This is a genomic window from Paenibacillus sp. 01T431, from assembly GCF_056398625.1.
On sequence record NZ_JBFTPT010000001.1, the window covers coordinates 182,744 to 195,472 of the forward strand.

A 12,729-nucleotide genomic window follows, 5' to 3' on the forward strand; every position below is an offset into this window, starting at 1 on the left:
GACTCGAAGATGACATCACCTATCATTACGAACAAAATCGGCGTTATCGTGGATAGCTTTCAGGTTGGTGTAAAGGAAGGTTTGCTTAAAGCGAAGCAGGTTGGTGCGGATGGCGTACAAATGTATGCAGTACATGGCGAGCTGGACCCTGCTAACCTTAACACAGCTGCAAGAAAAGAATGGAAGTCTTATATTGATGGGCTAGGCCTTGATATTTCCGCTCTTGTTGGCGATTTGGGCGGCCATGGTTTTCAGGACCCGGCAGAAAACCGTGCGAAAATCGATAAATCCAAACGGATTATGGAGCTTGGCATGGAGCTTGGAACAAACATTATTACGACGCATATCGGTATCGTTCCAAGCGACAAAAACAGCCGTGTTTATGAGACGATGCATGCGGCATGTGAAGAGTTAGCTAGATTCGCGAATGATATGAACGCTTATTTTGCGATTGAGACAGGACCTGAGACGTCTGCGCATTTGAAGTCGTTTCTTGATGGTCTTGGCACCAAAGGCGTAGCTGTTAACTTTGACCCTGCCAACATGGTTATGGTTACTGGAGATGATCCTGTTCAAGGCGTGTACACGCTTAAGGATTATATCGTTCATACGCATGCGAAGGATGGCGTGAAGCTGGGAGATGTTGATCCGCGCGACGTTTATGGCGATTATGGCTACGAAGTTGCCCTCGACCATGAGAAAATTGCTGCGATGGCCGAAACAGGTTCTGCGTTCCGCGAAGTGCCGCTTGGTGATGGTACTGTAGACTGGCCGGCATATTTGCGAGCGCTTCAGGAAATTGGCTATACAGGTTATTTGACGATCGAGCGTGAAGTTGGTACGAGTCCAGAAGCGGATATTAGCAAAGCCGTTCAGTTTTTGAAAGCTTTTAAAGGACAATAAAACAAGCATGGAGCATCCTCAATCGTTCTCTACAGATGAATTTATAGGCTGCAAGCAGTCCAGCTGGAAGGCAAACCGTCTGGCTGCACGGCGGCAAATAAGAGGTTAGTCATCGGTTTGAGATGAATGTGTGATGTAGATTTAAGCGAAAATCTCATGAAACCGCCCAAAAGAAAGCTCTCATGGCTTATCCATGAGAGCTTTTTTGACTTTTGCAGTTAGCTTTAAGGTGGAAAGGGTGAAGCGAATTCGGTAAAATAATAGAAGACGGAGTACCGTCGATTGATAATCATGTAACTATTCAAACTAGAGGACGTGCAGAAATGGCAGTGAAAATTGTACAAGTATCACATACCGATACAGATTTACATAGGCTTATTCAGAAGCTGGATGAGGATTTAGCGCAAAGATATACGGCAGAGGAAGTATTTACAGTAGATTTTAATGATCCTGGAATTGAGCAAATTGTATTTGTGGTTGCGTACGAGCAAGGAGAACCGGTTGGATGTGGAGCCATAAAACCGCTGGATGAGGAGTATATAGAATTAAAACGATTTTATGTCAGCCCCGAATTTAGAAGGAACGGCATAGCCGCACAAGTTTTGAATGATTTAGAAGCCAGAGCGAAGGATATGAAGTATCAATATATTCGTTTGGAAGCAGGGGCTCCTCAGCCAGAAGCGCTTCATTTCTATAAAAAACATCATTATTATGAAATTGATAGATATGGTGAATATGTTGCGTGCGATTCAAGCCTTTGTTATGAAAAGAAACTTTAAGTACCACCGTTAGCTCAATTGTCGGAACGCTATAATAAAACAAACCAACGACGCAAGAGTGGAAATGGTTCGCACATGATTCCATGGCGTCCAGCTGGCAACATAACGCGTCCATAATTCGGGGCCGGCGACACTTGGGTCTGCTGAGGCAAGCATATCGTTTAAAGGTACGTTAAATACAATCGTTACTAGAACGGAGCCAATGAGATAGAGAAGGCTGCCGGCAAGCAAATAGGTTGCAGCGGGAATATATTTCCATTTTGTTGTAAAGCCTATTTTTTTATGGCTGAGGCAGCCTAAGTATTACTGTTCAATTCTAGGCTGCCTCAGCATCTTAACTAACAGTTAGATCGATCATACCTGCTACACGAGCAAATTTGCTCGTCGCTCACTCCGCCAGCGAACAACAAATAGTAGAACTGCGCCTGCGGCAAGAAGCAAATAAGTTAGCGGCTGCACATACTGCGCGTAATAAATATCGGCGAGTCTACCGATTAGTAATTTTTCCATCCATCCAAACATCAGAAAAGCATATGGGATTTGGAGTCCGATGATAACCATGTAATTGGGTGCCATGCTCGAGATCCATGCTGCAAACACCGCGGTGATTAGACTGAGCGCATATATAGCTGCTACAGTCAGACCAATGTATTGTCCGAATGTGAGATCATACCAAAAGTAACCTATATTAAATATCGAATTGATGCCCGAGTCCAGAAATAATCCTGTTCCCAGCCTGCTATACATGAGGAAGAAGACGCCAAGCTGTACGGTTACGATAAGGAGTGTGGAAATCATCGCAGCAGTAAGCTTTCGCAAGAAAAGCCTTCGTCCGATTCGCGCAGTATATTGCAAATGAATAAGCTTGCTTCGTTTATCGTGAAGAAAAATAGGTGAAACCATAAAGAGGATACTTAAACCGATAAGAACGGTCATGTAGATGATTAAACTCATATAATTTCTGAATACAACATCGGTAAATATCGAGTCGCCCTCATCGGAAGCAACAAGCTTCTCCATTCTATTCTGCTGATTCGAATCAACCTCGCCATATGAGTTGTAAGGATATTTTTTACTATTTTCATAGCGTTCTATCATGTACCTGCGCGCTTGCAGCTCCCAGAACAGTTCGGTGTCCGACTCGAATACAGCATAATTATGGATCTTGTTCATCCGCTCACTGTTAGAATCGACGTTTTGAAATTGCTCATATGTGGAGATCCCAGCATCAATAAATTGCTGATCGTTCTTCATGAATTGTTCTGTTTCTTCGATCTTTTGGTCGTATTTCTGTTTAAACAGCTCATATTCAGCATCATCCATATAATTTCCATAATCCTTTTTCATCTCAATGCTGGCTCTATGAATTTCGGTTTCTGGATTTCCATTCGGAAAATATTGAAAATAAAACTGTATGAATAAAAAATAAAATACAACATTGATCGCTAGAAGCATAATGACCATTCTCAGGCCAAATACCTTCTTTATTTCATGCAGCACGATTGTCATAGGAGCTCCTTTCTAATTAATATTTTGTCGTTTAAATTGATGCAAGCAGAGGAAGCAGCACAGTGTTAACAGCGCCAGCCAAATGCCAGCTGTAATCCATTCGTTATTTGGAAGGCTCATGAAGGCGCCGCTTGCTGTAAACCACGCTTTCGGATTCAATACAAGATGAAACGGAGTAAACCCTGTAAATAAAATAAGCTTTAAATCTCTTGGTACGATGTTGGTAATTAGGAGAAAAGAGCCGAAAAGAATGGCAAATGCTCCAAATACCAAGTAGCTGTTGCGAATAATTGCGGTTAACACAAAGGTAATGGCGGTAAAGATAAGCAGGAGCACAAAGATGAGCGCGATAGCACAGCCTAAATAGGTAATATAAGACATCGAGTGCCATGTTAAATAAGGATAAGGCATGCCGAATTCCCAATTGAAAAAGCTGCTGACCGGCACCTTCCAAAGCCCCTTGTAGCTGAAGGTCAGGAAGTAAGCGGACAAGGATATTCCGGTTAGAGCGGTCGTCACGATTATGCTGGCTGCGAAGGAGGAAAGCAGCTTATCCGTTTGCAGCTTTCTGCCTCGTTTGGTGGAGTAGTGCAGCAGATGTGTACCTTGCTCAAATTCGTAATTGCTTATATACCCGGTCATTAATACAACTAAAATCATCAGCTGCAGCAAAATAGATCCAATGAGCGTTTTGAACAGCATCGAATGTGATTGATAGATTTGACCAATGAAAAATAGATTCTTGTGCTCGCCACTTTCGATAAGCTGCTGTAGTCTCTCAGCAATGTGGTCATACCGCTGTCTCACCAAATCAGCCGCCGAGCCGCTGAATCCATATTTCTTTATCTCGCCCTCGGCGATCTGCTTCATATTGAACCCAGCATAGGTATCATCGATGTCTTGCATCAAATAATAATAATTTTGAATAACTTGCAGCTCATTAAACAAATCAAGCTCATCTCTGCTGTAAAGATTCGGTTGATCGGTCACGTAACGCTTATAATTTTCATATTCAAAAAAATCGCTGGGCATCTCATACGTTTGAGATGTCCGTTTATTCGTCAGCTTGTTCATATCGTCCAGTCGCGACAAATAGTAAGACTTGTAATCCTCCTGCATCGGCTTAGTAATCTCGGAACCGAACTGTGCAACAAGCTCGTTCAATATGCTCATTTCATCCTTTTTATAAGCCTCTTGAGCAATGAGGAATAGATTATAAGCGGTAAACACCAGCAGCAGCGCGATAATGACGGGTGAGAGAAGCGCTTTTCTCAGCTCGCAAACTCGAATTTTCCAGCTCATACCGGTTGTTCCGCAGCAGCTTCATCCTGGTATATGTAGATGAATACATCCTCAAGGCTTGGCGCTGATGGGTTCCAATCAGGCTTAGGATGTCCGGTGCCTATAAACCTAAATTTCATCCGACCTGATTCCTGCTTCTCAGAAAGCGACAGATACGAATGTCGAAACGCATCCGCAGCATCGAAATCAACCGTAGTTTCATACACCATACCGTCGATGAGGCTGCAAATATTCGCAATGGAATCCTTATGCAGCACACGTTTGTCCTTGATCAAAATAATTTCATTCGCAATCGATTCAACATCCGACACGATATGTGTAGACAATATAACGATTCGATTACGCGCTAGGCTGGTCAACATATTGCGAAAACGGGCTCGTTCCTTCGGGTCCAAACCCGCTGTAGGCTCGTCCAGAATAAGAATTCGCGGATCATTCAGCAGCGCTTGTGCAATGCCGACACGCTGGATCATGCCTCCGGAAAACTTTTTCATCTTTTTATCGATCACATCTTCAAGCGCAACGAGCTTCAGCAGCTCCACGATTTTGGACTTCGCAGCAGTGGTCTCGATGCCCTTTAAAGCCGCAATATACAGAAGATATTTCCGCGGACTATAATTTTTGTAATAGCCGAAATGCTGGGGAAGATAGCCGAGCTGCTCGCGATAGCGTTCATCCAGCCTTATAATATTTTCACCGTTGTACAATATTTCACCCTCACTGGGGTACAGCAGTGTGACTAACATTTTAATCAACGTCGTTTTTCCTGCTCCGTTCGGAGCGAGCAGTCCGTAAACGCCGTTGTTGAATTCAAGATTAATTTGCTCCAGCGCGCTGAAGTTACCGAAGTGTTTGGACACATTTTGTACGGTTAGCATGTCAGACAGCTCCTTCCGAGCTTTGGAATGTCGTTAGCTTCTTAAGATTTTTTAAGGATATGGCGCATCCAAAGATGGCGACTGCAATATAAATCGAAATGGGAATGGCGGATATGAAATGTAGATAAAACTCTTTGTTTAGCTGCAGGAGAGTCAGATTCAAAATAAACCAGCCTGCAATGAGCACATATTTCATCATGTCCGAATGTACGCTGACCATGATGTACAAGAAAGCTGCAGAGAAAAGAAAAAGTGAAGCGGCTGACAGCGATATTGCGAATAAAACGTTTAGTTGGCTGTAAATGATGGCTGCCGCGACAATTAAAACCGCATTAACGACCATGCAGGCGAGGCTGAATACGAGCATCCTCAGTGAGGCAAGCTGGTACACATTATACTTGCAGGTCATTTCTGTCTCATAGGTATCGCTGTATTTTCGGCGGACAAAAAATAGGAGAGCGATGACGAGATACAAAACGGGAGATCCGATGAAAATGGCTGAATATAGGTCTTCACTCAGTACTCTTGTACGTTCAAATGCGGTGAGCGCGAACCAGATGATAAGAGCGAACCCGGCAGTTATCGCAAAGACGATTTCTGTCCAGTCATGGAACAGATGCCTGAAGCCGAGACGACGATACATCGTTCGTAAATAGTGATAGAACGTTTGCTTTGGAACAAGGCCAGCTGCAACAATGCTGCGGATATGCTGTTCTATCTCAAGTTCATCCGGCAGTTCGACTTGCTGAAATTTTTGCTCATTCATTGCTGTCGCCTCCAAGCTGTTTTTTTAGCCTTCTGATCATGGCGTAGTATTTGGTCTTCGCTGTTGATTCTGGAATATTGAGCAGCGGCGCAATGTCAGAGAATGTGTACTCAGCAAAAAACTTCAAGCGGAAAATATGCTGTGAGGCAGCATCCATTTGATTTACCTGGAGCATAATCGTTTCAATCTGCTCTCTCTTTTCTATTTCCAATGTAAAATCTCCGTCATCTGGCATTTCCTCCTCTATCGGAGCGGTATGACGGGCATAGCTGTAATATTTGGAGCGATAGTAGTCGACAATTCGGTTTGTGGCAAGCTTGTACAGCCAAGTACGGAAGGAACCGCGTGTTCCGTCAAATTTTCCAATCGACTGCAGCATATGAATGAAAATGTCCTGTGTAAGATCCATGGACAGCTGTTTGTTCGTTGTTTGCCTGTATGCGTAGCTGTACATTTCCTTGTAGTACCGGGAAACGAGTGCATTCGCTGCCGTTTCACTGGATTGTCGCTGAACTTGCTTGATCCATGCTGCTTCTGTGTCCATATCGCTCTCTCTTTCCCGCATAGTAAATTGCCGCTTGCTTATATATTCGAAGTCCGGTCAGAAATAGTTTGCATCTGTTTAAAAAATACTTTTTCTTGGTGTGTGCATACATACGAAAAACCGCCAGCGAAGCGCTGGTGGTTGAAGGTATTCGAGCAGCATGGAGCAATGCAGCAGCATAATCTCCATCGCCTCTCATTTGCAGTTGTATAGGATGATATAAATAAATTTATTATCCTGCCAAAGCCTCAGGCAGCTCGCGCTCATAGTGTTTATATAAAACATAACGCTGCAGTCCCCGGCAGCTTAACAGCGCTTTTTTTGCATAAGAAGCTGCTGCTAGCTGGTTTCCTGTTTTCTCTTCAATTTCGGAAAGTAATGCATTTTTCATCCATGGCTTGGAAACTCTAGCAGCGCTTGATCGAGCAAGCTCTATGTTTCCTTCTTCCAAATGAACAAAGGCTGCATAATAATGTTGGTAATCCATTGGCCGTATATGTACGATTTGGTTTTTTACCGAGGAAACATCTTTCCGATATGCACCATGAAAGGCCATATACAATGCTTGTCTGTGGCGCTGTTTATACTTGAGAAGCAATTGAGGCATCAAACGTTCAACTTCTTCATCTTGTCTGTTCGAAGATGCATATAAAATATAAAAGGCAGGGTTTTTACGCTGGGCAATTAAAAATTTCTCCAGACGATTCAAATCGGTCTCAAGAAGAGGTGTATAAAGAGGTAATCCAAAGAACAAAAAGACAATAATAAAGCTGGAAATGATGGAGTAAATGATGCTTAAACCCAACATGCTTAAGGAAATATTGACGATAAAAACGAAAAGAAATGCAAATATCGTACGGACTGGCGAGTTAATATTGAAACACATCCTTTTCTCAATAACTGCTGGATGTAACTAAAGATGTTGAATGGAATAGAGAAAAATTTCCCATTTCAGAGTATTATAATACAGAACGTAATAAGGAAACTAGTCTATTAATCGTTTCTATTGATCGTTTTTAAATCTCATGAGCTGTAAAATCTTTGTATTTTATTGTCTTTGAGCTTGAATTTTGCTACAATTTCTATCAGGTTATATTTGGAAGGGGAATCAACACTATGCCAGTTACTTTGTAATAGTTTAATCTACAATTCTATTTTTACTATTACAAGGAAACAAAGCAAAGTGTGTTATCCATCACATCATGCGGCGAATCCTTGTGATTTGCCGCTTTTTTTGTGATTTATGATGCTTTTCAATATTCTGCTTTGTATTCCTTCTATACATTAGGAGGATATCGATGAGTCATTCACAAAATACAGGTAATAGCATTTTAACTATAGCGTGCAAAGATATTATTTTGAGAGAGTATCAGGTCGAGGATTTAGATGCTCTGCATAATCTCACTTGGCAGCCTCATTTTCATGAATTTTTGCTGGATTGGAATGTTTCTAAGGAACAAAGGGCAGACTGGTTCAACCATTATGAAATACCAGAAAACCTGCGTTTTTTAGAAGCGGTATCCAAAGATGGCGATATGGGAGAGCTGCGGCTGCGACTGAGTATAATATCCAGAGATACTGGCGAATTTATCGGTGTTTGCGGGACAGGAATATTGGATAAAATATCGCCGCCGAACAGAGAGATTTTTTATGGGATTTCAAATGATCATAGAAATAAGGGTTACACGACTCAAGCTGCAAACGGATTAATTAACTATTTATTTGAAAATACGAATGTCGAGGAGCTTGTCGCTATCGCTCAGATACGCAACGTACCATCGAATAAAGTGATCCTAAAATGCGGTTTTGAATTTCAAAACAATATCGTTATTGAAAATAGGGAATACAGTTATTACAAGCTTAAGCACATACAACATTCACAAATTTTATGATTTAATTCAGTGTAAAGGTATAGGAATAAAGAGCACTTAAAGCTATAATGGTTTTTAGTATAGCATTTACAAAAGGACATGGGCCGTTAATGACTGTTTGGTCCAGCCGAAAAATAACTTTTAAGGAGTACTCGAAATGACTAAAACGCTTATTTTCGGGCACAAAAACCCGGATACCGACACGATTACATCAGCGATCGCATACGCTGAGCTAAAAACAAAGCTAGGTGCTGACGTTGAGGCGATTCGCCTTGGGGACGTTAACGGCGAAACACAATACGCACTTGATTATTTCGGCATCCAAGCACCTCGTTTGATCGAGAATGTTGCTGATGAGACTGACACGGTTATTTTGGTCGATCATAACGAGCGTCAACAATCCGCAAACGATATCGACAGCGTACGTGTACTTGAAGTAATCGATCACCACCGTATTGCTAATTTCGAGACAAGCCACCCTGTATATTTCCGCGCTGAGCCTGTAGGCTGCACAGCGACGATTTTGAATAAATTGTACAAAGAGAACGGCGTTGAAATCCGCAAAGAAATTGCTGGCCTTATGCTGTCTGCTATCATTTCTGATTCCTTGCTGTTCAAATCGCCAACTTGCACGGAGCAAGATGTAGCAGCCGCTCGCGAGCTGGCTGAAATCGCTGGCGTTAATGCAGAAAGCTATGGTCTGGACATGCTTAAAGCAGGCGCGGATCTTAGCGACAAAACGATTGCACAGCTGATTTCCCTAGATGCGAAAGAATTCGCAATGGGCAGCTATAAAGTAGAAATCGCGCAAGTAAACGCGGTTGATACAAACGATGTTATTTCTCGCCAAGCGGAGCTGGAAGCAGCTCTTAACGATATTATTGCAACAAAAGGTCTTGATCTGTTTGTGCTTGTTGTAACGGACATTTTGAACAATGATTCCGTAGCGCTTGCACTTGGCGCTCAAGCTCACGCGGTTGAGAAAGCTTACAACGTAACATTGGTAGACAATAAAGCGGTACTCAAAGGCGTTGTTTCCCGCAAATCGCAAATCGTACCTGTTCTTACAGAAACGCTAAGCAGCCTGTAAGAAACAGCGAGGCAGCAGCCGTTTGCCAAAAAAATAGCAGTCTGAAGCTTGGATTTCAAGTTTCAGGCTGCTTTTGTTTTGCTATACTAGAGAAGAAGGAGCGGATGACATGTTTACTGTAACAGAATATAGCGCTGAATTAATGAAGGACCCGTTTGGCATTTTGTCAGGAAAGAGGTATGAGTTCATTCTTGATCTGGATGTAGCGGATGATGATGAGCTTTATCATGACGAGGGCGTGACGCTCCGTGTCATTTATGTGATCGAAGAGGATACAGCCCGCATTGCAAAGTATGAATTTCTAACCACTTCCTCCAATAAGTACATTGATTTTGAGCTGGAAGAAGATGAAGAGAAGATGGTACTGGCGTTTTGTCAGGAGCATTTTGACAAGCCGGAGGAATAAACAGCCTTTTAGCAGTTGAATTATAATACATAATTCAGTATGGAGCAGGGCTGGCAACGTTTTTTAACGATGTCATTGATTAGCTGACATTGGCATAGATTAAAAAACCGAGAAGAGGCAGCACCCAAATGAGCGGTACCATTGCGATGGTAACCGCTATTTTCATTTTGTTGAACCGATAAAGCACCCAGCTTGCAATAATGGACAAAATAAGAGCTACCGGATAAAGCCAAATCACAATAAATAAAAGCACAGGCCAGAATAGATTTTCTGAACCTGGCGAGTCGAACATCATAACAGACATTAACGCGACAAAAAGCCAAACAATCGTAAACAATCCGAACAAGATTTGGCTAATCAGCATTGTAAGAAAAACCTTTTTGTTTTTCATCACTCACCCCCCCTTTCCCCCAAATATTATTAAAGCAAGCCTCGCGGAATTGTACAAGTGAAATTGTTACTTTCTGCCTATCCTCGGTTCCCTTTGTTATTTGTCACCCCTTAACCGCATAAAATTCAAAAACAGCTATTTTTTGCGGTGCATGCAGAGAGGAGCAGGTGATGAACAGGGCAAATAAGGATATCGAGCTGGCAGAGCAATTTGGCGCCCATAATTATCATCCCCTGCCGATTGTGATTAGCAGCGCAGAGGGCGTATGGGTGCATGATTCAGAAGGCGCGCGCTACATGGATATGTTGAGCGCTTATTCGGCATTGAATCAAGGGCATCGACATCCTCGGATCATTAGAGCGTTAAAGGAGCAGGCGGATAAGGTCACGATTACATCACGAGCTTTTCATAATGAGGCACTTGGTGCTTTTTGCGAGAAGCTGGCGGCCTATACCGGCAAGGAACGAATTCTTCCTATGAATACAGGGGCAGAGGCAGTTGAGACGGCGATCAAAGCTGTACGTCGCTGGGCTTACAGCGTCAAGAAAATACCGAATGATCAAGCTGAAATCATCGCTTTTGAGGGCAATTTCCATGGCAGAACGCTGACACTGACGTCTTTCTCCTCAACGGAGGAATATAAGCAAGGTTACGGCCCCTTTACACCTGGATTTCGTGTTGTTCCATATGGCGACCTAGAGGCAGTGAAGGCGGTGATGCAGCCGAATACCGCTGCGATATTGATTGAGCCGATTCAAGGCGAGGCGGGCATTCGGATTCCTCCGGATGGATTTCTTGCTGCTGTTGCTCAGCTATGTGCAGAACAGCAGGTGCTGCTTGTGGCAGATGAGATTCAAACCGGCTTCGGGCGTACAGGACGAAAATTTGCATGCGATTGGGAAAATGTCATTCCTGATATTTATATTATGGGGAAAGCGCTGGGTGGAGGGGTCATGCCTGTATCGGCTATCGCCGCGAACGGGAGCATTATGGATGTATTCGAGCCGGGCTCTCACGGTTCAACCTTTGGAGGAAATCCGCTTAGCTGCGCTGTTGCGATTGCAGCGCTTGAAGTAACCGAAGAGGAAGGGCTGGCGGAACGCTCGCAGCTGTTGGGGCAGTATTTGATGAGCAAGCTGGCTACGCTGCGCCATCCTGACATTGCTGAAATCAGAGGACGAGGATTGTTTATCGCCATTGAGCTTTCGACGCTTGCAAGGCCTTATTGCGAGAAGCTGATGGAGCTGGGACTGCTTTGCAAGGAAACGCATGAGCATGTCATTCGGTTGGCACCGCCGCTCATCATCACGGAAGAGGAGCTCGACTTTGCCTTCGAACAAATTCAAACGGTCTTCGCGAATAGCATACAGGCAGGAGCGTGACGGCGATGAGCATTCAACAGGTGGCAATCGTTGCTGTTCCTTTTGGGAAAGGGGCAGGGAATCCCGGTGCGGAGCTTGGTCCAGCGCATATATTGCAGGCGGCAGAGCTTAGCCGCAAGCTGGCGGAGCTTCACATCCCGCATCGGTTAGCGGGTGAGATTGGCTTAGTTACTCCAATACCGCCGCTTCAATCCGCAAATGCCAAACATTTGTCTGAGGTGCACGAAGTGACCAGCCGATTGTCTGAGCGCGTATCGGAGATCGTTGCGGCAAGGGAATTCCCGTTAGTGCTAGGCGGAGATCATAGCATTTCCATTGGGACGATTGCTGGCTTAGCCGAGCATTATAAAAATCTTGGAGTCATTTGGTTTGATGCGCATTCGGATTTGAATTCGGAGGATACAAGTCCCTCGGGCAATATACATGGGATGTCGCTTGGCATCAGCCTTGGCAGAGGCATTCCTTTGTTAACGAATTTAAGAGGATTTTCGCCCAAAATAAAGCCAGAGCATGTCGCGATTGTCGGAGCCAGATCGCTTGATTCCGGCGAGAAGGCCTATATCCGATCTTTAGGCATCGCTTGTTATACCATGCATGATATTGATCGCCTTGGTATTGCTCGCGTGATGGAGAAGGTGATACAGCAGCTTAAGCAAACGACTGATGGCGTCCACGTCAGCTTTGACATTGATAGCCTTGATCCGGTTGAGGCACCGGGTACGGGCACGCCTGTCAGGGGCGGACTCAGCTACCGTGAAGCGCATCTTGCACTTGAGCTTCTTTATCAATCGGATCTGGTCACATCAGCCGAAGTCGTGGAAGTTAATCCAAGCCTCGACCATAATGACCAGACGGCTAAGCTTGCGGTGGAGCTAATTGGCTCGCTGCTGGGTGAACAGATTTTGTGA

Annotated in this window: 15 protein-coding genes; 7 read left to right on the plus strand and 8 right to left on the minus strand. The window is 43.9% G+C overall.

Annotated elements, in window-relative coordinates; genetic code table 11:
- Positions 1 to 9 precede the first annotated feature (9 nt).
- Together AC1DM9_RS00825 and AC1DM9_RS00830 are read left to right on the plus strand one after the other, a co-directional pair.
- Positions 10 to 903, plus strand: a complete 894-nt coding sequence (locus AC1DM9_RS00825; protein WP_339204981.1) for a sugar phosphate isomerase/epimerase family protein — start codon at positions 10 to 12, stop codon at positions 901 to 903.
- A 323-nt stretch (positions 904 to 1,226) separates the two neighbouring features.
- On the plus strand, positions 1,227 to 1,682 hold the full coding sequence (locus AC1DM9_RS00830; RefSeq protein ID WP_477578036.1) for a GNAT family N-acetyltransferase: 456 nt from the start codon (positions 1,227 to 1,229) through the stop codon (positions 1,680 to 1,682).
- Positions 1,683 to 1,691: 9 nt separating this feature from the next.
- Here the strand turns inward: AC1DM9_RS00830 and AC1DM9_RS00835 are convergent, their stop codons facing one another.
- From AC1DM9_RS00835 to AC1DM9_RS00865, 7 genes are all read right to left on the minus strand, one after another.
- Positions 1,692 to 1,913 carry an anthrone oxygenase family protein gene (locus AC1DM9_RS00835; protein ID WP_477578037.1) on the minus strand — a complete coding sequence of 74 codons (222 nt, stop codon included), beginning with the start codon at positions 1,911 to 1,913 and terminating at the stop codon, positions 1,692 to 1,694.
- 132 nt (positions 1,914 to 2,045) lie between these two features.
- Entirely contained in the window at positions 2,046 to 3,191 is a 1,146-nt protein-coding gene (locus AC1DM9_RS00840; RefSeq protein ID WP_477578038.1) for a hypothetical protein, read from the minus strand.
- A 12-nt stretch (positions 3,192 to 3,203) separates the two neighbouring features.
- Complete coding sequence (locus AC1DM9_RS00845) at positions 3,204 to 4,493, minus strand: hypothetical protein (RefSeq protein ID WP_441880734.1); 1,290 nt, start codon at positions 4,491 to 4,493, stop codon at positions 3,204 to 3,206.
- Positions 4,490 to 5,371: an ABC transporter ATP-binding protein gene (locus AC1DM9_RS00850; protein ID WP_441880733.1), complete on the minus strand. Its 882-nt coding sequence runs from the start codon at positions 5,369 to 5,371 to the stop codon at positions 4,490 to 4,492. The genes AC1DM9_RS00845 and AC1DM9_RS00850 overlap by 4 nt, the downstream gene beginning before the upstream one ends.
- Before the next feature lies 1 nt (position 5,372).
- Complete coding sequence (locus tag AC1DM9_RS00855) at positions 5,373 to 6,137, minus strand: hypothetical protein (protein WP_441880732.1); 765 nt, start codon at positions 6,135 to 6,137, stop codon at positions 5,373 to 5,375.
- The gene (locus AC1DM9_RS00860; protein WP_477578039.1) at positions 6,130 to 6,681 is read right to left on the minus strand and encodes an RNA polymerase sigma factor; all 552 of its coding nucleotides are present in this window, start codon (positions 6,679 to 6,681) and stop codon (positions 6,130 to 6,132) included. Before AC1DM9_RS00860 ends, AC1DM9_RS00855 begins: the two co-directional genes overlap by 8 nt.
- 232 nt (positions 6,682 to 6,913) lie before the next feature.
- Positions 6,914 to 7,489 (minus strand): hypothetical protein, encoded by a 576-nt coding sequence (locus tag AC1DM9_RS00865; RefSeq protein WP_477578040.1) that lies wholly within the window; start codon positions 7,487 to 7,489, stop codon positions 6,914 to 6,916.
- A gap of 490 nt (positions 7,490 to 7,979) precedes the next feature.
- On the opposite strand from AC1DM9_RS00865, the gene AC1DM9_RS00870 reads away from it, so the two are divergent.
- The 3 genes from AC1DM9_RS00870 to AC1DM9_RS00880 all read left to right on the plus strand — a co-directional run bounded on the left by AC1DM9_RS00870 (position 7,980) and on the right by AC1DM9_RS00880 (position 10,048).
- Positions 7,980 to 8,573 (plus strand): GNAT family N-acetyltransferase, encoded by a 594-nt coding sequence (locus tag AC1DM9_RS00870; RefSeq protein WP_477578041.1) that lies wholly within the window; start codon positions 7,980 to 7,982, stop codon positions 8,571 to 8,573.
- A gap of 136 nt (positions 8,574 to 8,709) precedes the next feature.
- Entirely contained in the window at positions 8,710 to 9,642 is a 933-nt protein-coding gene (locus tag AC1DM9_RS00875) for a manganese-dependent inorganic pyrophosphatase (protein WP_076267266.1), read from the plus strand.
- A 109-nt stretch (positions 9,643 to 9,751) separates the two neighbouring features.
- Positions 9,752 to 10,048, plus strand: coding sequence for a DUF6509 family protein (locus AC1DM9_RS00880; protein ID WP_076267265.1), 297 nt, complete (start codon positions 9,752 to 9,754; stop codon positions 10,046 to 10,048).
- A 79-nt stretch (positions 10,049 to 10,127) separates the two neighbouring features.
- On the opposite strand, the gene AC1DM9_RS00885 is transcribed toward AC1DM9_RS00880, so the two are convergent.
- Positions 10,128 to 10,439: a hypothetical protein gene (locus AC1DM9_RS00885; RefSeq protein ID WP_441911448.1), complete on the minus strand. Its 312-nt coding sequence runs from the start codon at positions 10,437 to 10,439 to the stop codon at positions 10,128 to 10,130.
- 170 nt (positions 10,440 to 10,609) lie between these two features.
- Here AC1DM9_RS00885 and AC1DM9_RS00890 point away from each other — a divergent pair, with 170 nt between their 5' ends.
- Both AC1DM9_RS00890 and rocF read left to right on the plus strand, forming a co-directional pair.
- Positions 10,610 to 11,821 (plus strand): ornithine--oxo-acid transaminase, encoded by a 1,212-nt coding sequence (locus AC1DM9_RS00890; RefSeq protein WP_477578042.1) that lies wholly within the window; start codon positions 10,610 to 10,612, stop codon positions 11,819 to 11,821.
- A 5-nt stretch (positions 11,822 to 11,826) separates the two neighbouring features.
- Complete coding sequence (gene rocF / locus AC1DM9_RS00895; RefSeq protein ID WP_441880725.1) at positions 11,827 to 12,729, plus strand: arginase; 903 nt, start codon at positions 11,827 to 11,829, stop codon at positions 12,727 to 12,729.